A 22,041-nucleotide genomic window follows, 5' to 3' on the forward strand; every position below is an offset into this window, starting at 1 on the left:
GGGGAGTTGCTGTGGCAACCTCAAATTATTCTGAATAATGATATAATGGGGCCAAAGTTGAGAGGAGGGGAGCGGCAGTGGATTGGAAAGCATTTTTTACCAAACATACCCTGGGCTGTCTGGCGGGCGGATTCGCGATTGGCTTGGTGGTTTGTGCCATCGGAGCGGGCATGATGTCTTTTTCCGGGTCGGTGGCCTTTTGTGGTTCCTGCCATGCGATGAAGGGCGAAGCAGCGTCCTTTGCCAAGTCAACGCATAGCAAACAGGATTGTGTGGAATGTCATCTTCCCCATGACAATATGGCCATCTACATGATTGAGAAGGGCCGTACGGGCATGGTGGATACCTATCATGCGGTGCTTAGAGATTATCCGGCGCGGATTGATTTGTCTGCGGGCGGGGAAAAGACCGTGAATGGCAACTGCCTGCGCTGCCATGAAAAGACCATGAGTGGCGTGCATATGGCCGTAGGTGTGGACAAGGATACCGGCGCGGACTGTCTGAAATGTCACAGCCGCATAGCTCATGGAAGCAACCATCTCGAAGGGGGGATAAAAGTTGAGTAAGCTGCAAAAAATTCTAGCAGGGATTGTGGCCGTCTGTGCGCTGTTCTTCGGCTTCGTGGTGGTGCGTCTGGGTGCAGCGCCTAATGATGACAGCGTCAAGCTGGCCAAGATATCCCATGAAAATTATGCCCATTTGGGCAAGGAAGCCTATAAAGAGGCTTATCCGTTGGAATATAATTCCTATATGAAAAACAATCAGGGCGGGGAAAGCCCCACCGGTTACGGCGGCAGCGACCCGGGAAAATCCTATATCGAAATGCAGCCGGAAATCAAGGAGAATTTCAAAGGCTATAAGTTCTCGGTACAGTACGATGTGGCCCGTGGACACACATGGGCAGGCGTTGACCAGATAAATTCTCAGCGCATCCCGCCGCAGAAGGGCAACTGCATTGTCTGCAAGGGTTCCTGGATGTACGACAAATGGTATAAGGAAAGCGGTTGGGATTTTGCCAGCCTGCCGTTTGCTGAGGCAACGCCGCCTTATACCAACAAGGATACCGTGGAAGGCACAGACCTGTATATGGGCTGTTCTACCTGTCATGACCCGGATACCATGGAACTGCGCGTTTACCAGCAGGGATTTGTTGAATCCATGGCGCTGAAGGGCATCGATATCAGCAAGGCTTCCCATAATGAAATGCGGGGCTATGTCTGCGGCCAGTGCCATAACGAATATTACTTTATGGCAGAGGATGGCCGGGTGCGTCATCCGTTCATTGCCGGTTGGGAACCGGAAGAACAGTTCAAGTTCTATCAGACGCAGAGTGAACAGTTGGGCGCCTTCAAACAGGATTGGCTCCATCCCGATTCCAAGACGCCGATGCTCAAGGCGCAGCATCCGGATTTTGAAATCTGGACGACCAGTGTTCATGCCGATGCCGGTGTGACCTGTGTGGACTGCCATATGCCCTATATGCGGGAAAACGGTCAGAAATACACCTCCCATTGGATGACCAGCCCGCTTAAGACAATCGAAGCATCCTGCCTCAAGTGCCATGATGAGAGCAAGGAAACACTGATTGCCCGGGTGAAGACCATCCATGACAATAATTTCAAACTGCAGCGCATTGCCGGACAGACGGTAGCCAAAGCGCATCTGGCCGTAAAGGCCGCCATGGATGCCGGTGCTACCGATGAACAACTGGCACCTGTACGGCTGAAACTGCGTGAAGCACAGTGGTATTGGGACTGGGTAGCCGCCGAAAACGGCAACGGCTTCCATAATCCGGACAAGTGCATGCGCATCAGCGGTGAAGCCATTGATTTGGCACATCAGGTAATTCAGGATGCCAATGCTTTGGTAAAAGGCAGCTTGTAAAAACATAATGCTGACGAATGAACAGAACCGCCTCGTTAAGGGGCGGTTTTGTTATGAAAATATCCTTACAAAACAGCGATTCATTTCTTGTAGGATACTCCAATGCAGGAGTTTATTACGCCTGATAGAATAATTACTATATACAGTTGCCAAAGCAACATGATGATCGCGTTATTATTGCTATAATGAAGAAAAAATGTGTACTTAGGAGTGAAGGCGATGCAGGTTTATCATCTTGATTTGCATGAGCTGCCGCTGTTTCAGGGGGTGCCGGCAGCAGAGGTGGAGCAATTCATTGCGGCTACTGGTGCTAAGATAAAGCGGGTCAGCCGGGGCGCACGGATTTTGGAGGCTTATGAGGAAAACCACAATATCGGTGTCATTGTGGAAGGTGAGGCTCAGGTATTGGCAGAAGACCGTTTCGGCAATGAAAATGTCAGCCATAATCTGGAGCGGGGGGCGATGCTCGGCAGCACTTCGGCCATTATGCCGCAGATTCCGTACGATATGGCCATTGAAGCATTGACAGATGTGCTGGTGCTTTGGATTCCTTATCAGTCTTTGCTGACAGCAGGGCCGAAGCTGGGGCGCACGCATGGTCTGGTCATGAAGAACCTTTTGGAAGCCTTTTGCCGCAAAAACGTGCTGATGATGCAGAAAATCAAGATTCTCTCGCAAAAGACACTGCGGGAACGGCTGATTCTCTATCTGCTCTATAAAGAGCAGCGTCAGGGCAAAGCCCGTGTGCATGTGCCGGGACGGGTGCAGCTGGCCAAGGAGCTGGAATGCAACCGCAGTGCGCTGACCCGTGAAATCAGCAGCATGCAGACGGAAGGGCTCCTGCACACAGGTGAGGATTGGATGGAATTGGATGCCGTAAAGATTGCGGCGATGGACTAAGTTATGATGACAATAGAATTTAGCGAGGTCAGTCAGTCCTTTCATGGACGGCAGATATTTGGCCCGTTGAGCGCTAAACTGCATAGCGGCCGGATTACAGCCGTTACCGGCTGCAATGGCAGCGGCAAATCCACCTTTTTGAAACTCGCTGGGCATCTGTTGTTGCCGACCAAGGGAACGGTTACGGTATGTGCTGATGATGGCGTATTGAAACAGGCGGCGCTGCGTGAGCATCTGGCTATGGTAACGCCGGAATTGCGTTTTTATGACCGCCTGACCGCGCGGGAAAATATGGATTTTTTTCTGGGGCTGCGGGGGATTTCGCTTGCGGATGCGGCTTATCGGCAGCTTTTGGAGCGGGTTGAACTATCCTTTAAGGCTGCGAATACGGCCTATACGGGGGAGTTTTCCACGGGGATGCGGCAGCGGCTGAAAATGGCGGTGCTGCTGGCCGTGCAGGCTGATATTTGGCTGCTCGATGAACCGGGGGCTAATCTTGATGAAGCCGGTCGGGCGATGGTGGCCCGCGAGGTGCGGGCGGCCGCCCAGCAAAATATACTGGTAGCACTCGCTACGAATGACCCCGGAGAGGAGGCGCTGGCAGATGAAATCATCGCTTTGGCCGGGGATTAAACTGGTCTTTGTCAAGGAATTTACCTTAGGCCTGCGCTTTAAGGCCGCCTGGTGGGCGATGCTGATGTTTGCGCTGACCACGCTGGCCTGCGTTAGCATGGCGCTGCAGGGCGCGCCGTTAGAGCCGAACCTGGCGGCGGCGCTTCTCTGGATTATTTTGTTTTTTGCTTCCATGGCCGGAGCAGACCGAAGCTTTGCCGATGAGGATATGGCGGGGACGTTGCCCACGCTGAAACTGTATGGGGCGGCACAGATGGTGCTATGGGGCAAGCTGCTCTATACGGGCTTTCTCTTGTTGTGCCTGACGGTTTTTATTGCGCCCTTGTTTTTATTGCTGACGGGCGCTGAGGTGGTGCTGGGCGGCGTATTCTTGGGAACGCTGCTGCTAGGCACGCTCGGTATATCTGCGGCGGGCACACTTATTGCGGCACTTACCTGCGGGGCACAGGTCAAAAGCGGCCTGTTTTCCATCCTGATGCTGCCGGTCATCCTGCCGGTGTTTTTGCCGGCCATCTTTCTGACGGCCGGTGCGCTGGGCGGCGGTTCAGCACCTCTAAGTTATCTTGTCGGGATGGCGCTTTACGATGGCGTTTTGCTTATGGGGGCGTCGGTGCTCTTTGATTATCTTTGGTATGAGGATTAGTTTGGGGGAGTTTTTATGAGGGCGATACTCGGCCTGCTGACCCTGTTGGTTTTGGGGCTGGTGTTTTTTGTGGTGCCGCCGGCAGAAGGTTTGGGCTACTATGTGCGGCTGGCCTTTTTTCATATTCCCGTGGCCTGGGTCGCGGTATTGGCCTTTTTTATCAGCGCCTTTGAAGGCGGGCGTTTTTTGCAAAAAGGAGAAATGCTGGCTGATGCGAAAAGTGCCGCGGCGGCACAGCTGGGCTTTTTCTTTGTGATTTTGGCCACGGTGAGCGGCGCAGTTTTCTCCAAGCTTACCTGGGGCGCGTATTGGAACTGGGACCCGCGGCAGACGACGATTTTTGTCCTGCTGCTGATTTATGGGGCCTATCTTACCCTGCGGGGCGCGATGCCTGCAGGGCGCAAGCGGGCGAAGGCGGCGGCGGTCTATGCGCTGTTTTCCTTTTTGACGGTGCCGTTTTTGGTGTTCATCATTCCGCGGCTTTATTTTTCCCTGCATCCGTCGCCGGTCATTAATGGTTCCGGGCTGGCTATGGATACGGTGATGCTGGCTGTACTCATGGCGGCGCTGGTGGATGTGACGGGAATCTTTTACGGACTGTATAAGTGGCAGACGAAAAGGCTTTTGGCAGAGGGGGAAAAGGTATGAATCGCAAAATTGTATTGGCTGTATTGCTATTGGCCTTTGTGGGGTATGCCGGCTGGAGCTTTATGGATGCGGTCACGCCCTATGTGGGCATTGCCGAAGCACAAAAGAGCACGGGCAGCGTGCAGGTAAAGGGGCTGCTCGCGAAAAATGCGCCGGCTCCGCATATGGAGGGGGATTTGTTCGTCTTTACCCTGCAGGATGAGGAGACGGGCGAAACCATGCTGGTGCATTATCATGGGACGAAGCCTGACCAATTTGACGAAGCCCATCATATTGTAGCCATCGGCAAGTATCAGGACTCGGCGTTTGAGTCGCAAAAGCTGCTAATCAAATGTCCGTCCAAATACGAACAGCAGAAGCAAAAGTAAGGGGGCATGGAGATTGGTTGGTGTTATTTCGTTAGCGTTAACCCTGTTATTATCGCTCGGCGCAGTGCTCTGCTTTGCCGGGGGGAGTGAGGCAGGGCAAAGACGCGGGCGCATCCTGATGGGCTTATCTTCTGCCTTTGCGGCCGTGGCCAGCATTTATCTGCTTATCTTGATTCTGAGTAATCGGTTTGATATTGCCTATGTGGCCAATTATTCGGCGATAGAACTGCCTTTGGTGTATAAGATTTCCGCCTTTTGGGCAGGCCAGCAGGGCTCGTTTCTGCTTTGGCTGCTGATTCATGCGATGGCAGGTCTTTATCTGCTTAGGAAGCATGCTTTGCCTGCGGCTGGGCTGGCCGTGTATATGGCTTTGCAGGCACTCCTTACGGTGCTGGTCATGGCGAAAAGTCCCTTTGTGCCCAATCCGAATGTGGTGGAAAATGGCATTGGCCTCAATCCGCTTTTGCAGGACCCGTGGATGGCGGTTCATCCGCCCATCATCTTTGTCGGTTATGCCCTGCTGGCAGTGCCCTTTGTCTATGGGGCGACAGCTCTTATCACGGGGCAGCAGGCCAAAGAGTGGCTGCCAGCGGCGCGGCGTTGGGCCCTTATCGCCTGGAGCTTTTTGGGCGCAGGCATTTTTATCGGCGGCTATTGGGCTTATAAGGTTTTAGGCTGGGGCGGCTTCTGGGGCTGGGACCCCGTGGAAAATTCCTCGTTGGTGCCCTGGCTCGTGGCGGGCATCTATCTGCATGTGTTGAAGGCCGCGCAGATTCGTCCGGCTGTTATTACGATGGTGCATTTGGCCGGTATCTTTGCCTATGGGCTAGTCATTTATGGCACCTTCCTGACCCGCAGCGGCATATTAGGCGATTTTTCCGTGCACTCCTTTGCCGGAGACAGCATTGGCATGAGCATTGCGGTGGTCAATGCCATTGTGCTGCTGGCGGGGCTGTTGCTGCTTATGGCTAAGGCGGGCAGCCTGCCCAAGGGAGAATATTATCCTTCCTATGACAGCCGGGAGTTTCTCCTGCTCTTGGGCGCTTTACTGATGGTCTTTGTCAGCGCGATTGTCTTTTTGGGCATGTCCATGCCGCTTCTCACGCAATTGATGGGAAAGCCTGCGGCTGTGGATACGGATTTTTATGTGCGGACGACCATGCCTCTGGCGATTGCCATGCTTTTGGTCATCAGCTGTGCGCTTTTGCGCGGCTATGGTCAGGGAAAAGTTCTGGCCTCCAGCATGCCGCTGCTTATTTTGGGCCTGCTCGGTGCAGGGACGGCTTATCTTGCCGGCGTGCGGCAGGTCTTGCCTGGCCTGCTGGCCGCAGCTTCTCTGCTGGCGGTAGGTGCGGCTGTTCTTGCCTGGCGCAAGTCGGGTCTGCGGACAGGCGGAGCTGTGGCACATATTGGCTTGGGGCTTGCCTGTCTGGCTTTTGTGCTGGCCGGCTCGGGCAGTCAGTCGCATAGTCAGGAACTGCAGGTGGGCGAAAGTTACACGGTTTTTGGCCACGAAATCCGCTATCAGGGACAGGAATTTGCAGATGGCAATAAGGAAAAATATTATGTGTATCAGGTGGACGGGCAGGAAGTCCGCGCCCTGACCAAACTTCATGCCAATGGTGAAGATGCGGCCCGGGAACCGGCTATCGCCAAGGGGCTGGGCGGTGATGTTTACCTTGCGCCCACGCCGCCCAAGGACAAGGAACGCATGGAAATGATTCTGAAGCAGGGCCATATGGGCATGGATGATGTGCTGGCGTACCGCTTTGAAGAAGCGGCGATGGAACAGCAGGCCGATGGCACCATGCTGGTGACGGCCAAGGTCGGCGTGACGGACGGCAATACGATTGAAGAAGCAGAGCTGCAGCTGGTTGCGACCAAAGATGGCGGCACATCAAAGCCGGTTGAGGTCTTTAACGGCCAAAGGCGTTTGCGTTTGACGGGGATTACCCAAAGCGGCAGACAGATTCGTCTGGAGAGTATGCCTGCCCTTACGGCAGAACTCAGCCAGCCGGTGACGACGAGCATCAGTGTAAAGCCCTGTATTTGGCTCTTGTGGCTAGGAGCCGTGCTGGTCTGCGTGGGAACCATGTGGGCGGCAAAACAAAAATAGGACTTTTCATGAACCATTTCGTTTACGGAGTGGTTCATTTTTTCGGACATTTATCCTTTATTCTGGATTGTTTGTTATTTATGTTGCGGTTAAAATAAATATAAGCTAGTGAATAATAGACAGTGCGAATGGAGGAGAGGGCAATGAGTGTTGCCATTACGGCGGATAAGGTGGTTAAGCGGTATGGGGATTTGACGATTATCCCGCAGCTTTCCCAGAACATAAAAAACGGAGAGTTCTTCACGCTTTTGGGGCCGTCAGGCTGTGGCAAGACGACGCTCCTGCGCATGATTGCCGGGTTTAACAGCATTGAGGGCGGGCAGATTCGCTTCAATGACCAGGTGATTAACGACATTCCGGCGCACAAGCGCAATATCGGCATGGTGTTCCAGAGTTATGCGATTTTTCCTCATCTGACGGTGCGGGAAAATGTCGAATATGGTCTGAAACTCCGCAATATGCCGAAGGACGAGATGAAGGCCAAAGTCGATAAGATTCTCGATGTGGTGCAGATTACGGAGTATCAGGACAGGCTGCCAGAGAGACTGTCTGGCGGTCAGCAGCAGCGTGTGGCGCTGGCGCGTGCCATCGTCATTCATCCGAGTGTGCTCTTGATGGATGAACCGCTGTCGAACCTCGATGCCAAGCTGCGTGTGGAGATGCGCTCGGCTATCCGTGAGGTGCAGAAGCAGGTGGGTATCACGACCGTTTACGTTACCCACGACCAGGAAGAAGCGTTGGCCATCTCCGATAGAATTGCGGTTATGAAAAAGGGCGTGATTCAGCAGACGGCTTCGCCGCATACGATTTACACCCGTCCTTACAATGTGTTCGTGGCAACCTTTATCGGTCACTCCAATCTCTTCAAGGGCCGCATTGAGGAAAGTGGCGGCAGCAAGGCCGTGGTCTTTGCGGATGGTTTTGTCCTGCCCATGAATACCCTCAGCGAAGAGGGAAAAATCGGCGATGATGTAACCATCGCGGTACGGCCCGAAGAATTTTCCATCTGCGGCGAAGGCCAGGGCGTGAAATGCACCATCAAGACCAAGGTTTTCTTGGGCAAGTACATCACCTATGGGCTTGAGTTCCCCGAGGATATGCTGGTGCCTGACCAGCCCGCCATTGAATTCAGTCAGGATTTGGGACACGCAGAGCGCGTTTTGGAAATCGGTGACACGGTTTATCTCAAACCCAACGCCGCGAAAATCAACGTGTTCCGGGCAGACGGCTCCAAGAGCCTGATGGAAGGTGTGGTGGAAAATGAATAAGAAATTCCAATGGGACTTCTGGGCGTGGATAACCCTGCTCTCCATTGTGGTCTTTGGCTTATTCCTGATGTATCCGCTGTTCTCCCTGTTTGCCAGCGCCTTCCAGGATGCCATGACCGGGGAGTTCACGATGGAGAACTTCACCCACTTCTTTGACCGAAAATATTATTACCAGTCCATGATTAATAGCTTCAGCGTCACGACCTGCGTGACGGTGCTGGCCGTGATTATCGGTACGGCTCTGGCCTACTTTATGACGCTGTTCAAAGTCCGGGGTAAGAATATCGTGGAAATCTGCATCATCATTTCCCTGCTGTCCCCGCCGTTTATCGGCGCGTATTCGTGGATTCTGATTGGCGGCCGCAGCGGCATTTTGACGCAGTGGCTGGCAGGCATGGGGATTGACTTCCCGTCCATCTACGGCTTTGCGGGGATTTTGCTCGTATTGACCTTGAAGCTCTATCCCTTTATCTATCTCTATGTGGCCGGGGCCATGAAAAATATCGACTCGGCACTCATTGAGGCGGCGGAAAGTCTGGGCTGCAGCGGCATCAAGAAGGTGGTCACGATTATGCTGCCGCTGATTACGCCGACGATTCTCGCCGGTGCGCTGATGGTGTTTATGAATGCCATGGCGGACTTTGGTACGCCAATGCTGATTGGCGAAGGCTTTAACGTTATGCCGGTCATGATTTACTCGGAGTTCATCAACGAAGTCGGCGACCAGGCCAACTTCGCGGCGGCCATGGCGGCGATTATGGTGCTGATTACCTCGACCATCTTTATGTTGCAGAAATATGTGGTCAATAAAAAGTCCTTTACCATGAGTTCTCTGCGGCCGCTGCCGGTGGGGGAAATGACGGGCCTCAAGAATATCATCATGCATCTGTGCATTTATGTGCTCGTGGCGCTCTCGATGATTCCGCAGCTCGTGGTTATCTATACTTCGTTCCTCAAGACCAATGGTTCCATCTTTGTGGATGGTTATTCCTTAGACAGCTATCGCACGATTTTTGAATCCCTGGGCACGGCCATTACCAATACGTACCTCTACAGTACGGCGGCTATGGTCATGATTGTGTTCCTGGGCATGACGGTGGCGTATCTGACCACCCGCAAAAAGAGCTGGCTTACGGATGTCATTGATACCTTGACCATGTTCCCGTATATCATTCCGGGTTCTGTACTGGGTATTACCCTGCTCCTGGCCTTTAACGATGAGCCCATGCTTTTGTCTGGCACGGCGATTATCATCATCATTTCGCTGGTTATCCGCCGTTTGCCTTATACACTGCGTTCCAGCTCTGCGATTCTCTATCAGTTGAGTCCCAGTCTGGAGGAGGCTTCCATCAGCTTGGGGGCATCGCCTCTCAAGACCTTCTTTAAGGTCACGGCGGTGATGATGCTGCCCGGCGTCATGAGCGGGGCGATTATCTCCTGGATTACGGCCATCAATGAACTGAGTTCTTCGGTAATCCTGTTCACAGGTGCCACGAAAACCATGTCGGTAGCCATTTATACCGAGGTTATCCGTGCCAGCTACGGCACGGCGGCGGCCCTGTCTACGATTCTTACGTTAACGACCATCACGGCTATGGTTATCTTCTTCAAGGTATCCGGACGCCGCGATGTTACGTTATAAAACGCCTATGGCGTTATAGCGCTATAACTTTATTTTAAGGGAGGTTTCGTTATGAAGCTGAAAAAATGGATTGCCGGCCTGTTGGGCGCGGCGATGCTCACCACCTGTTTTGCCGGTTGTGGCGGCGGCGGGGAACAGAAGGATGCGGCAAAGAGTGCCGGCAATGATGAGAACAAGGTCGTCATCTACTGCCCGCATCCGCTGGCCTTTATCAACCCGCTGGTGGAAGAATTTGAGAAACAGAGCGGTGTCAAGGTTGAAGTCGTGGCCGCAGGTACGGGCGAGCTCCTGAAACGTGTGGAATCGGAAAAGAGCAATCCGCTGGCCGACATCTTCTGGGGCGGTTCCCTTTCGACCATGAAGCCGAAAGCAGCGCTCTTTGAGGAATATCGTTCCGCCAATGAAGACCATGTACAGAAGGCCTTCAAGAATGAAGAAGGTTCCATCACCCGCTTCACGGATATCCCCAGTGTTATCATGATTAACACGAACCTCATTGGGGATGTGAAGGTGGAAGGTTATGAAGACCTGCTGAATCCGGCGCTCAAAGGCCGTATCGCTTTTGCTGACCCGTCTAAATCTTCTTCTTCCTACGAACATCTGATTAATATGCTCTATGCCATGGGCAATGGCGACCCCGACAAAGGTTGGGATTATGTGACGAAGCTGGCCAAGAATCTCGATGGCAAGCTGCTGTCCGGTTCCTCCGCTGTTTATAAAGGTGTAGCAGATGGTGAATATGCTGTAGGCCTGACCTTTGAAGAAGGCGGCGCAAAATACGTGGCTGACGGTGCGCCGGTTAAGCTGGTTTACATGAAGGAAGGCGTTATCTCCAAGCCGGACGGCATTTACATCATCAAGAATGCGAAGCATATGGAAAATGCCAAGAAGTTCATCGACTTCATCACCAGCAAAGAAGCACAGACCCTCATCACGCAGAAACTCCATCGCCGCAGCGTCCGCGATGACGTAGCCGCACCGGTAGGCCTGCTGCCGAAGGCTGAAATCAAATCCATCACGGATAATGAAGAAGTGGTGAATAAGAACAAGAAAGCATGGCTGGATAAGTTCAAAGATATCTTTACCAGCGTGCAGTAAAGCAAAAGAGTGACGCGACAGGGCAGGGATGGTGGTAACGACTCCGCTGCGCCCTGTGACTAAAATAATTTTTTCCCTTTTATATAGCTTGAAAAGCCAAAACTCGCTACGCTCAGACAGTTGGCTTTTCAAGCTATTTTTAGCGGTAGGGAAAAAATTATTTCTTCACGTCATCGGGCTAACGCTCCGCTGTCACCACCATCCCTGCCCTGTCGCGAAGCAACTGGCGGTGTAATCATTATTGGTGGAGTTTGGCAGTCTGTAAAATAGTTCTTTTCTGTGGTAGAATGAAAGGGCAGTTTATTGCAAAGTGATTGTTGTACTATTATTTTACTTTATGATTCGCAGAAAGGATAAAATATGGATTCCAGTAATTATCGTTGCCCACGTTGTAATAGTGACAATATTTCTTCTTCGCCCTTGGTTTATAAGAGGGGGCACATTATAAATGGCGCATATGACCATAGCACAGATTTGGCTAGAGAGGTTGCTCCGCCGGAGAAACCGCAGGAGCCGGGAGCTGGTTGTATTGCTTGGTTCGTCTATATATCGGTATTTCTTTGTGCGCTTCCTATAGTTGGTTGGATTATTGGACTTTTATTTTTTGATAAACCCTTGCAGGAGGTGGTACCAGCTGTGCTGAACTTTGGACAAGCGCTGCTTGGCCCATTGTTTCTGCTGTTGCTGGTGAGATTAGGTCATCATAGAGAGGTACGGAAGTATAATGAAAAAATGCAGGTGTGGCAGGAGAAATATGATTCATGGACAAAGCAATACATCTGCATGAGATGTGGAAATATCTTTATCAGAGAGTAAATTTTTCGTGAAAGGAGCCCTCACCATGCACCGTTACTTTGAATCCCGTCTGCAGCGCGCATTGTTTCTTTATGCCGTAGTGCCGCTGTTGATTATGGCCTTTATTGGCTCGGTGCTGATGTTTGCCAGCTGGCGTCATTCGGTGGTGGGGATAAATCGGGATGCGCGGGAGCAGGCTGCGGAGAAGCTGGCGGCGGTCAGTGATGATTTTTCCCAGCATGGGGCGGCTACAGCGCATTTTTTGGCCAAGGGCAGGGATATGTCGCGCTGGCAGGAAGATGATGAAAAGCGGGGCGCGGCCTTTGCGCGGCTTTATGAGGATGTGGGCCATACCGGGGCGGATTTTTATGTGGTGGATAAGGATGGGGATGTGCTTCTGGGCAGCCGAGAGAAACTGCCCAAGGGCATCCTGCCGGTGAAGAAACATTGGGGCATATGGCAGCGGCTGGGGAAGGAACCCTTTACCGTCTGTCAGGAATTTTTGCCGGCGCCCATGGGGCAGGATTTGCTCTGCGGGCGGGCTATCGTGGTGGATGGTGAAGTGGCCGGCTATCTGCTCTACGACATTCCGGCGGCTTATTTGAACAGTCTGGCCAGCGACAGTTGGGTGCCCATGCTGCTCACCGACCATTTCGGCAATGTCCGGCTCGAAAAGAGCGGGGAACGCTTCATGGAAAGCCGCAAGCTGTTGGGCGAATTTGCCACGGCAGATAATGAACTGGTGAAAAAAGGCAAAGAAATTTTCTATGTGACCAGTACCCCTGTTCCCTTTGGCGGAGAGGAGTACCGCCTCTATGCCGTGACCCCTGTCACGGATTTGCTGGTGCGCTACATTATCGGCGCTGGGGCCATTGTGCTGGCGGTGCTCTTGATGATTCCGCTGATTCTGCGCAGCGTCCGCCGGGAGAGTAAGCTGACCGCGCAGGCTTTGGACCACCTCACCACCATTGCAGAACTCAGGGAGCTCGAATCCCAGTTCAATCCGCACTTTCTCTTTAATACGCTAGAAAATATCAAATTCATGGTGCGCCTTGACCCTGGCGCGGCTACGGAAATGATTATGGCGCTGTCGGCGCTTCTGCGCTACAGCATTGCCGAAGATGGGCGGCAGGTGGCTTTGCAGGAGGACATCAAGTATCTGGCAAGCTATATGAAAATCCAGAAGTACCGCTTCGGCAGCCGTCTGGATTTTACGATGGAGATTGATAAGCGGGCGGAGACGGTGCCTGTGCCGAAACTACTGTTCCAGCCGCTGCTCGAAAACGCCATAAAATACGGCGAGGATGAAGAGGGCAATCTGCGAATTAACTTCCGCATCGAGTGGCAGGAGAGCCAGCTGAACGTGCGGGTAAAGGACGCAGGCGGCGGTATCGCGCCTGAGAAGCTGGCCGAGCTGCAAGCGCTCTTGCAGAGCAGTGCCAACAACAGCAGCCACAAGGGCCTGTTCAATGTGCAGCGGCGGCTGCAGCTCTTGTACGGCGAGGCATGCGGCCTTAAAATCGACTGTCCGGCAACGGGGGGCACGGAGATTCATCTGTGCCTGCCCCTGCTCAAAAAGGAGTCACAAGATGCTTAGTTTGGTGATTGTGGAAGACGAAGAAATTATCCGCCGTGGGCTGGTGTGTACCATTGACTGGCTGAAACTGGGGGCCAGAGTGGTGGGCGAGGCCGCCAACGGGCGGGAGGCCCTGCGGGTGATTCAGGAAACCAGCCCGGATGTGGTGCTGACGGATATCAAGATGCCCGTGATGGACGGCATTGCTTTGACGGAAGCGCTGAAAGCCGAGAAAAATCCGGCCAAGGTCATCTATCTGACCAGCTATGCGGATTTTTCCTATGCGCAGACGGCCCTGCATTTAGACGTCTGCGACTATCTGCTGAAACCGGTCAACGAAGCGGATTTAGCCAAGGCGCTGGCCAAAATTGACAAGTCAAAAGAACCGGCAGCAGAGGAAGCGTTCTCTTGGGACGAGGGCTTAAAGGCGGCCTATCATACGGGCAACCCCTATGTGCAGGCGGTGCTCAAGCGCATCGAAGCGGGCTATCAGGGGCGGCTAAGCAGCGAGGCCATTGCCGCAGAATTGGGCGTTTCGTCCAGCTACCTTTCCCGCAAGCTCAAAGAAGAAACGGGGCAGACATTTGGGAATCTTTTGACCCAGTATCGCTTGCAGCGGGCCATTGAAATGCTACAGGCGGGCACCTGGCGGGTCTACGAGGTGGCCGAGCAGACAGGCTTTGGCGAGTACAAGAACTTCACGCAGATGTTCAAGAAATATCTGCATACCACGCCCAAGGCCTTTATGCAGGAAATCACCGTGGGTATAAAACTGTAAGGAGCAAAAGATTATGGGTAAATATACAGGCAAAATGATTATTTCCGATTTGGACGGCACGTTGATTCCGCGGGGCGGCGTGATTTCTGCGGAGAATAAAGCGGCCATTCAGGCCTTTGTGGATGGCGGCGGCCGTTTTGCCATTGCCACGGGGCGCACGCCTGAAGCGGCGGCAGGTTATGTGGAAGGACTGCCGATAAATGCGCCGTCCGTGTTCTTCAACGGGGCCATGCTCTATGACTGGGCGACCAAAAAAGTGCTCAAGACCATGCCGCTGACGGCAAAGGATACGGAAAATCTCTGGCCGGCCTTTGCTGCGCGCGCATTGGCAGAATTTCCCGAGGCCTGCATCGAGGTCTATACGGCAGATAACTGCCATATCGTTACGCCGGAGGCGAACGACGACCCGCGTCTGCCGCACGAATATTACCGTTATGCGCATACGGAGCTCAATAAACTTACGGACACGGCCAAGACACCGTGGCTCAAATTCTTTGCCTGCGACAAGCACGCGCATTTGGAAAAATATGTGCAGCTTGCCGAGCAGATGGGCGTAGCAGCGCTGGCTAACGGCTTCTACTCCGAGGACAATTACTATGAGTTCGTGTCCAAAGACGTGTCCAAAGGCTCCATGGTGGCGGCTATCCGCGAACAGCTGCCGGGCATTGAAATCATTGCCTGCGGCGATTACCTCAACGACAATGAAATGCTGGCAGAAGCCGATATGGGCATTGCTCCGGCCAACGCCCATGAGGATACGAAAAAAATTGCTGACCGTGTCGGCTGCTCAGTGGAAGAACACCTGCTGGCGTGGATTGTGAACAATATTGCCTGATACAAAATTCCCTGTGTGCTATCGACAGTCACACAGGGATTTGTTATACTTGGAATTGATTTGTAAAGGTGAGATAAGGAGAATTACATGATCAAGTTGATTTTGTCCGATATGGATGGTACTTTGCTGGATGAAAATGGTCAGCTGCCGCAGGAATTTGACGAGGTGATGGATGCGCTTCATGCCCGGGGCGTGCAGTTTGCGCCTGCTAGTGGACGGCAGTATTTTTCCCTGCTGAAAAGCTTTGAGAAGTACGAGGATAAGTTTATCTTCGTCAGCGACAATGGCACCATCGTGCGCCAGCATGGGGAGGAACTCTTTTCTGATATCATCGATAGGGACCTGGCGCGGGAGATTTACAACAGCGTCAACGAGATAGATGGCATCTACAACGTGTTCTGCGGCAAGGAGACGGTGTACCTCCTGCGCGGCAAGCAGCCCGAGGAACAGATGGGCGAGCTCAAGAAGTATTTCCGCGCAGTGGAAATCGTGGACAGCTTTGACGATATTCCTGACGAACCCATCAAGATTTCCTTCTTCACTCCCGATGGGGATGCCTCGGAGAAGATTTATCCGCTGTTTGCCAAGTATTACGATTCCATGCAGGTGGTGCTGGCTAGTGCCTACTGGGTGGATGTGACCAACAAGGGCGCCAACAAGGGCATGGCAGTGAAAGCCCTGCAGAAACGCCTGGGCCTCAAGCCGGAGGAATGTGCGGTGTTTGGCGATTATATGAACGATTTGGAAATGATGGGCGCGGCGTACTACAGCTACGCCATGGAAAATGCCTATCCGCCGGTAAAGGAAGCGGCACGGTTTGTAGCACCGAGCAATGCGGAGCACGGGGTGATGAAGACCATCCGCGGCTTTATTGAGCAGGGCTTGTGCTGAGCTAGGAATAGGGAATAAGGAAAGGCGATGCCGGTGGTGGGCATCGCCTTTTGTAATGGGTATGCAGGAAATTCTTTATTTTTTGCAGTTTGCAGCGACGATTTCGTAGGTTGCCTGCTTATTGTGATTCATCCAGTATTCAACGGCCCAGTTTGCCTGTGCATAAGTGATGGAAATTTCCTTGCCGTCTTTATTTTTGATAAAGAACTTATCTTTGGCAAAGAAACCATAATCCGTACGCATGCCTGCCTGATTGTAGATTCGTTCATCATGCTTGTTGGAGTCAAAGGTACCACCGTTTACTTGGTTGAGCTGTTCGTTGGCCAGTTTATTGGTGAGGATTTCTTTCGTCATGATAATACACTCCTTTTCATTTCGCTATAGTTGTTTTTATTTCTCTACATATTTGTTTAAGTCCTCATTGGGGACTGGTTCGCCGGTATCGTAAGTTTTCTTCGGGACTGCATCCTTGTCTACATATGGATTTAAGTCGGTGTTGGGAACGGCCGGATTGCCTTTCGGTTTCTTTAGGGTTTCTTGTATCTGTTCAATTACAGGCGGTAAGATAATGGGAGCGACAATCTTGAGGATGGGACCGATGGGGATTGCGCCGCCGTTCACTTTGCCAAGCTGTTCGTCGTTTATCGGATTCTGTTTGAGAAGATTTTGTCTGGTCATTGTAATCATCACCTTTCGCTCTTGGTAATTTCTTTTTCTGTTCTTTATATCCGTGAGATTGAAAAGTGTGTGGCCTTTTTGAAAAAAATTTTTGAAAAAAAATTAAGCCCGGTGGCTGATATGCTTTTCCGTCGCGTTAGACAAGTTTGCCTAAGCTGCGGGAAAGTTTTATCAGCCACCGGGCTTCTTAATGTATCGAAGTTAAATTGTAATTATAGATTGAGCTCCACCACATCTACACCGCTATGACGTATGGCATCCAGTTCGTTGGAGGGCGCCCCTTTGCAGGTAATCAGGCAGTTGACCTGATTGACATCGGCGCTATGGAAGTTGTGCTCGCGCCCGATTTTGCTGTTAGCAGCCAGCACATAGCGTTTCCCCTGACAGCGGCGCAGCATGGTTTCATTCACGGCGGTTTCGGGGAGTACCGATGTGGTAATGCCGCCCTCGGCGCTGATGCCGCCGACACCTATAAAGGCCTTGTCGGCGATGATTTTGGTCAGGGTGTGCAGGGCGAACTCGCCGACGAGGGATTTGCGGCGCTGATAGATTTCGCCGCCGGTCATAATGATTTCCACCTGCGGGTCATGGGGGTGGCCTACGGCAAAGCCGTTATTGGTCACCACGATGACGTTTTTCCCTTTTAAGTAGTCGAGCATCAGCAGGGCTGTGGAACTGGAATTAATGAAGATGGTATCGCCGTCTTCCACCAGCTCGGCCGCATAGCGGGCGATAATGTGTTTTTGTTCTTTATCTTCAGCTTCACGGTTGTCTGTGGGGTTGTCTTCCTCCCGCAGGGATTCTTCTAATAAGGTAGCACCGCCATGAAACCGTTCAATTAAGTTCTGTTTTTCAAACATTACCAAATCCCGGCGGATGGTGGTGGGGGAGACATTCAGCTTCTGGGCTACCGTTTCTACATCGATGGTCTTTTCCTCCCGCAGTTCCTTTAACAAGGCCTGCTGGCGCTTGAAGACTACGCTTTTGCTATTTTTCATGGAGAAAACCTCCTTGGCGTATTATTCCTTATTATTTGCGTTGTGAGCAGGTTATGCTCTTATACGCTTGATTCTATTATAAAACGTAAATGAGCATAAATCAAGGACAAATGTGACCGATAAATGATTATTTTATGGATGAAATAAAGAAAGAAAGTCGTTTTACGAAAAAATAATTAAAAAAAGACTTGAAATAAGCGTAAATGTGGTGTATGATATGAGCATAAAATGATTTAGACCAATAACGAACATAATAAAGGGGAAAACGACGTAAAAATGTTCGTTATGCTTATTTACAGTATTAGGAGGGGCAAAATGAGCAAGATTAGTGAGATGACAAGAGAATCCTGGATTAACAGCACGTTCCCGGAATGGGGCACCTGGCTCGTTGAGGACATCGAGCAGGCGGTCGTTTCGGAAGGTCAGGTTTCCATGTGGTGGCTGGGCTGCACGGGCGTTTGGTTCAAGACGCCGGGCGGTGCCAACGTAACGGTTGACCTCTGGTGCGGCAATGGCAAGCGCACCCATGGCGATGGCAAGATGAAGGTTGGCCACCAGATGGCAAATATGTGCGGCTGCCGCACGATGCAGCCAAACCTCCGCAACGTGCCGTTTGTCATTGACCCCTTCGCTTTCAAGCATGTGGATGCAGTGCTCGCCACCCATTACCATCAGGACCATATGTCCGCTGAATGGGCCGCACATGTCATCAACAGCGGCATGACCACGACGGATGAAACCGGCAAGGAAATTCCGGTTCCGTTCATCGGCCCCGAAAAGAGCGTGGAAACTTGGGTAAAATGGGGCGTACCTCGTGAGCGCTGTCAGGTCGTAAAGCCGGGTGACACGATTAAGATTAAGGACATCGAAATCATCGCGCTCGACAGCTTCGACAGAACCTGCATCGTAACCACGGACAGCACCGGCCCGGACAGAGAAGAACTCACCGGCAAGTGCCCGACGGACATGGACGAAAAAGCAGTTAACTACCTCCTCAAAACCCCGGGCGGTAATATTTACCACTCCGGTGACAGCCACTTCTCCATTTACTTTGCAAAACACGGCAAGGATTACGACATTGATGTGGCCTTCGGTTCCTTCGGTGAGAACCCGATTGGCATGCAGGACAAGATGACTTCCATCGACGTGCTGCGCATGGCCGAAAACCTCCAGTGCAAGGTTGTCGTTCCTATCCACTGGGATGTATGGACGAACTTCCAGGCTGACTGCGAAGAAATCAAGGTTCTTTACGATTTCAAGAAAGACCGCAACGAATACAAGTTCCATCCCTTCTTCTGGCAGGTGGGCGGTAAGTACACTTACCCGCAGGATAAGGATAAGCTCTACTACCATCATCGCCGGGGCTTCGAGGATTGCTTCGAGCATCCGCAGAATATCCCGTTCCGTTCCTGCTTGTAATCTGAAAGGTGATCGTAAATGTTCAAAGAATTTGTGGAGAAAAAACACTATTCCTTCCATGAAGGGTTCGATGACTGGCGTGACGCGGTTCGTGCAGCCTGCGCACCGCTGCTGGCTGATGGCACCATCGAGAAGGAATATCCCGAAATCATCATTGAAAAGGTGGAGGAGCTTGGCCCTTACATCGTCATTGCCCCGAACATCTGCATTCCGCATGCAGAGCGCGGCCGTGGCGTAAACGATACGGCTATGTGCTTCATGAAGACGGAAAAGCCGGTCAGCTTTGACCCGAATGACCCGGATAAAGATGCCCGCATCTTCGTGGTGCTCGCGGCAACGGATGATGAAGTCCACCTCAACAATCTGATGGCACTTTCCGAAACCTTATCCGATGAGGATATTGTAGCAAAAGTTCTGGAAGCTAAGACGCCGGAAGATTTGCTGAAAATCGAGGAATAAAAGCTATGTGGCGAGGGGAGACGGGGTTCTCCCCTCAGGGGAAAAGAAAATGAAAGTGGGGAAATAGCTAGTTATGGAAATGTTATTATCCGTTTGGGAATTTTTCCAAAACAACATCCTGACGAAACCGGCCTTCTTCATCGGCTTTATCGTCTTTGCCGGTTACGCTCTTTTGGGCAAGAAATGGTATGAATGTCTGGCGGGCTTCATCAAAGGTACGGTTGGTTACATGATTTTGAACGTAGCCAGCGGCGGCTTGGTTGGCAACTTCCGTCCGGTGCTTGCAGGGCTCAAGGACAGATTTGAACTCTCCGCAGCGGTTATCGACCCGTACTTCGGTCAGGCAGCTGCCCAGGCTTCGGTAGAAAATATAGGCCGTTCCTTCTCGATGATGATGATGGTTCTGCTGATTGCATTCACCATGAATATCCTTTTGGTATTGTTCCGCAGATATACAAAGATTCGTACGCTCTTTATCACGGGTCACGTTATGGTACAGCAGTCCTCCACGGCTCTCTGGCTCGTACTGTTCTGCTTCCCGGGTCTTATGGACCCGCAGGTTGTCGTTATGCTCGGTATCCTTCTGGGTACTTACTGGGCGGTTGCCTCCAACCTCACCGTTGAACCGGTAGCCAAACTCACCGAAGGCGGCGGCTTTGCAACAGGTCATCAGCAGATGTTTGGTATCTTCCTCGTTTCCAAGATTGCCAAGAAAATCGGCAACCCGAAAAATTCTTTGGAAAACCTCAAACTGCCCGGTTTCCTGTCCATCTTTAATGAAAACATGGTAGCAACGGGCGTACTCATGACCATCTTCTTCGGTACGATTATCACGATTCTCGGCCCGGACCTCATGCATCAGATTGATAAGGGCTTCGGTGCTAAGCAGAACTTCGGTTTCTACATCCTCGAAAAATCCTTGAACTTCGCCGTTTACCTGACTATCCTGCAGCTTGGTGTTCGTACATTCGTATCCGAACTCACGAATTCCTTCCAGGGTATTTCCGAAAAACTCCTGCCGGGTTCCGTGCCTGCAGTGGACTGCGCCGCAACCTATGGTTTTGGTCATCCCAATGCTGTAACCTTCGGCTTCCTGTTCGGTGCTTTTGGTCAGTTCCTGGCTATCATGGGCCTGATTGTGTTCAACAGCCCGATTCTGATTATCTCCGGGTTCGTACCCCTGTTCTTCGATAATGCAACCTTTGCTGTATTTGCTAACCGCCTCGGCGGTATCCGCGCTGCAGCCATCATTCCCTTCTGCTCCGGCATCATTCAGGTACTGGGCGGCGGCTTTGCTGCTTACCACTTCACTACTGGTAACTTCGGTGGCTGGCACGGCAACTTCGACTGGGATGCTGTATGGCCGTTCATCGGTGTGATTATGGAAAACTTCCAGTACATCGGTGTAGCAGCAGTTGTTATCCTGCTGCTGTCAATCCCGCAGATTCTCTACGCGAAGAACAAAGATACTTACTTTGTGATTGCCGAGGATTTTGATAAGTACAAGGAAATCCTCGCCAAGAAACAGGGCGTGCCTGTGGATCAGGTAGTTATTGATTAATGCGAGGTGATACTTTTCTTTGGCGCAAAGAAAAGTATCCAAAAGAAAACGCGGACTGAAATCCCATCCGGGGATTTACGTCCGCAGGCGCCCTTCCTTGGGCGCTAGGAGTTACAGATTATTCTAGGTGTAATATAAAGGAGTGCTTGAAAATGGCTAAATTGAAAGTTATCGCTGCATGTGGTTCTGGTATGGGTTCTTCCCAGATTATCAAGATGAAGCTCGAAAAGGTGTTCAAGAAATTGGGCCTTGATGCGGAAATCTATCATACCAACGTGGGCGATGCCAAATCTCAGGCCAACAACTATGATGTGGTGTTCTGCTCCGAATCCCTCGTGGGCACGTTCACCGGCACGAAGGCTAAGGTTATCGGCCTCAAGAATCTGCTGGCAGAAAAAGAAATGGAAGAAAAAATTCAAGCCAATATCGTTGACGCATAAGAAACGTTTGGCAGTACAAAGATAGCCAGAAAAAGTCCGTTGACGAAAACGCCAACGGACTTTTTTATCAAGTGCAGTTTGTGAGGCCGTTCGTGGTAATGGTATCCCGTTTATACGTTGTCAGGGGTTCACGGGGGAGTAATTTTTCTGTTTTCCGCTAAACGACCCCCTCGTAAAAGAAAGATGTCCAGGTACTTGCGCCGGGCAGGCCAACGGCGCTGCTTTCAGCGTATTTGCTTAGCTGATTTCTATAGGGGCCGGCCTTCACTTCGTTCAGGCAGTCGCTCCCTACAGAAAAATCACTCCCCCGTAAACCCCAAGTTACGACGTGCACAATCGGCGAGAACTCGTTGCTCCCGGAACAAGAACATCGATGTACTTGCTCCTTGTCATTGTGAAAATGTCATTTTA

The 22,041-nt window shown here is 51.8% G+C and carries 23 protein-coding genes; 20 read left to right on the plus strand and 3 right to left on the minus strand.

Annotated features, from left to right (window positions below):
- Nucleotides 1–77 precede the first annotated feature (77 nt).
- The 16 genes from T320_RS04275 (at nucleotide 78) to T320_RS04350 (ending at nucleotide 16,075) form a co-directional block, all read left to right on the plus strand.
- Complete coding sequence (locus T320_RS04275; RefSeq protein WP_037353300.1) at nucleotides 78–566, plus strand: cytochrome c3 family protein; 489 nt, start codon at nucleotides 78–80, stop codon at nucleotides 564–566.
- Nucleotides 559–1,884 (plus strand): ammonia-forming cytochrome c nitrite reductase subunit c552, encoded by a 1,326-nt coding sequence (locus tag T320_RS04280; protein WP_037353303.1) that lies wholly within the window; start codon nucleotides 559–561, stop codon nucleotides 1,882–1,884. Before T320_RS04275 ends, T320_RS04280 begins: the two co-directional genes overlap by 8 nt.
- A 219-nt stretch (nucleotides 1,885–2,103) precedes the next feature.
- Entirely contained in the window at nucleotides 2,104–2,784 is a 681-nt protein-coding gene (locus tag T320_RS04285) for a Crp/Fnr family transcriptional regulator (protein ID WP_037353305.1), read from the plus strand.
- 3 nt (nucleotides 2,785–2,787) lie between these two features.
- Entirely contained in the window at nucleotides 2,788–3,417 is a 630-nt protein-coding gene (locus T320_RS04290) for an ABC transporter ATP-binding protein (protein WP_037353307.1), read from the plus strand.
- Nucleotides 3,389–4,060, plus strand: a complete 672-nt coding sequence (locus tag T320_RS04295) for a heme exporter protein CcmB (protein ID WP_037353309.1) — start codon at nucleotides 3,389–3,391, stop codon at nucleotides 4,058–4,060. The genes T320_RS04290 and T320_RS04295 overlap by 29 nt, the downstream gene beginning before the upstream one ends.
- A 15-nt stretch (nucleotides 4,061–4,075) precedes the next feature.
- Nucleotides 4,076–4,708, plus strand: a complete 633-nt coding sequence (gene ccsA, locus T320_RS04300; RefSeq protein ID WP_037353310.1) for a cytochrome c biogenesis protein CcsA — start codon at nucleotides 4,076–4,078, stop codon at nucleotides 4,706–4,708.
- Entirely contained in the window at nucleotides 4,705–5,076 is a 372-nt protein-coding gene (locus T320_RS04305; RefSeq protein ID WP_037353313.1) for a cytochrome c maturation protein CcmE domain-containing protein, read from the plus strand. Before ccsA (T320_RS04300) ends, T320_RS04305 begins: the two co-directional genes overlap by 4 nt.
- A 13-nt stretch (nucleotides 5,077–5,089) precedes the next feature.
- Nucleotides 5,090–7,192 carry a cytochrome c biogenesis protein CcsA gene (gene ccsA, locus T320_RS04310; RefSeq protein ID WP_037353316.1) on the plus strand — a complete coding sequence of 701 codons (2,103 nt, stop codon included), beginning with the start codon at nucleotides 5,090–5,092 and terminating at the stop codon, nucleotides 7,190–7,192.
- Nucleotides 7,193–7,335: 143 nt separating this feature from the next.
- Nucleotides 7,336–8,460 carry an ABC transporter ATP-binding protein gene (locus T320_RS04315; protein WP_026759409.1) on the plus strand — a complete coding sequence of 375 codons (1,125 nt, stop codon included), beginning with the start codon at nucleotides 7,336–7,338 and terminating at the stop codon, nucleotides 8,458–8,460.
- Entirely contained in the window at nucleotides 8,453–10,102 is a 1,650-nt protein-coding gene (locus T320_RS04320) for an ABC transporter permease (protein WP_037353318.1), read from the plus strand. Before T320_RS04315 ends, T320_RS04320 begins: the two co-directional genes overlap by 8 nt.
- Before the next feature lie 51 nt (nucleotides 10,103–10,153).
- Complete coding sequence (locus tag T320_RS04325; RefSeq protein WP_037353319.1) at nucleotides 10,154–11,200, plus strand: ABC transporter substrate-binding protein; 1,047 nt, start codon at nucleotides 10,154–10,156, stop codon at nucleotides 11,198–11,200.
- Nucleotides 11,201–11,674: 474 nt separating this feature from the next.
- A complete protein-coding gene (locus T320_RS04330) occupies nucleotides 11,675–12,016 on the plus strand; it encodes a hypothetical protein (RefSeq protein WP_197019367.1) in 342 nt (113 codons plus the stop codon).
- 25 nt (nucleotides 12,017–12,041) lie between these two features.
- The gene (locus tag T320_RS04335; protein ID WP_037353324.1) at nucleotides 12,042–13,592 is read left to right on the plus strand and encodes a cache domain-containing sensor histidine kinase; all 1,551 of its coding nucleotides are present in this window, start codon (nucleotides 12,042–12,044) and stop codon (nucleotides 13,590–13,592) included.
- Nucleotides 13,585–14,349, plus strand: a complete 765-nt coding sequence (locus T320_RS04340) for a response regulator transcription factor (protein WP_037353327.1) — start codon at nucleotides 13,585–13,587, stop codon at nucleotides 14,347–14,349. The genes T320_RS04335 and T320_RS04340 overlap by 8 nt, the downstream gene beginning before the upstream one ends.
- A gap of 13 nt (nucleotides 14,350–14,362) precedes the next feature.
- On the plus strand, nucleotides 14,363–15,184 hold the full coding sequence (locus T320_RS04345; protein WP_037353330.1) for an HAD-IIB family hydrolase: 822 nt from the start codon (nucleotides 14,363–14,365) through the stop codon (nucleotides 15,182–15,184).
- Nucleotides 15,185–15,271: 87 nt separating this feature from the next.
- Nucleotides 15,272–16,075 carry an HAD family hydrolase gene (locus T320_RS04350; protein WP_037353333.1) on the plus strand — a complete coding sequence of 268 codons (804 nt, stop codon included), beginning with the start codon at nucleotides 15,272–15,274 and terminating at the stop codon, nucleotides 16,073–16,075.
- A gap of 75 nt (nucleotides 16,076–16,150) precedes the next feature.
- Here the strand turns inward: T320_RS04350 and T320_RS04355 are convergent, their stop codons facing one another.
- From T320_RS04355 to T320_RS04365, 3 genes are all read right to left on the minus strand, one after another.
- Nucleotides 16,151–16,429 carry a hypothetical protein gene (locus T320_RS04355; protein ID WP_026759402.1) on the minus strand — a complete coding sequence of 93 codons (279 nt, stop codon included), beginning with the start codon at nucleotides 16,427–16,429 and terminating at the stop codon, nucleotides 16,151–16,153.
- A 36-nt stretch (nucleotides 16,430–16,465) separates the two neighbouring features.
- Nucleotides 16,466–16,753, minus strand: a complete 288-nt coding sequence (locus T320_RS04360) for a hypothetical protein (RefSeq protein ID WP_143035163.1) — start codon at nucleotides 16,751–16,753, stop codon at nucleotides 16,466–16,468.
- A 212-nt stretch (nucleotides 16,754–16,965) separates the two neighbouring features.
- Entirely contained in the window at nucleotides 16,966–17,751 is a 786-nt protein-coding gene (locus T320_RS04365) for a DeoR/GlpR family DNA-binding transcription regulator (protein ID WP_026759400.1), read from the minus strand.
- Nucleotides 17,752–18,066: 315 nt separating this feature from the next.
- On the opposite strand from T320_RS04365, the gene ulaG reads away from it, so the two are divergent.
- The 4 genes from ulaG (at nucleotide 18,067) to T320_RS04385 (ending at nucleotide 21,630) form a co-directional block, all read left to right on the plus strand.
- Nucleotides 18,067–19,170, plus strand: coding sequence for an L-ascorbate 6-phosphate lactonase (gene ulaG, locus T320_RS04370; protein WP_037353336.1), 1,104 nt, complete (start codon nucleotides 18,067–18,069; stop codon nucleotides 19,168–19,170).
- Between the two features lie 18 nt (nucleotides 19,171–19,188).
- Nucleotides 19,189–19,629, plus strand: a complete 441-nt coding sequence (locus tag T320_RS04375; RefSeq protein WP_026759398.1) for a PTS sugar transporter subunit IIA — start codon at nucleotides 19,189–19,191, stop codon at nucleotides 19,627–19,629.
- Between the two features lie 73 nt (nucleotides 19,630–19,702).
- Complete coding sequence (locus T320_RS04380) at nucleotides 19,703–21,190, plus strand: PTS ascorbate transporter subunit IIC (RefSeq protein WP_037353340.1); 1,488 nt, start codon at nucleotides 19,703–19,705, stop codon at nucleotides 21,188–21,190.
- Between the two features lie 152 nt (nucleotides 21,191–21,342).
- Nucleotides 21,343–21,630 carry a PTS sugar transporter subunit IIB gene (locus tag T320_RS04385; RefSeq protein ID WP_037353343.1) on the plus strand — a complete coding sequence of 96 codons (288 nt, stop codon included), beginning with the start codon at nucleotides 21,343–21,345 and terminating at the stop codon, nucleotides 21,628–21,630.
- The last annotated feature ends 411 nt before the right edge of the window (nucleotides 21,631–22,041 follow it).

Source organism: Selenomonas sp. FC4001 (assembly GCF_000701565.1).
Lineage (GTDB): Bacteria > Bacillota > Negativicutes > Selenomonadales > Selenomonadaceae > Selenomonas_A > Selenomonas_A ruminantium_B.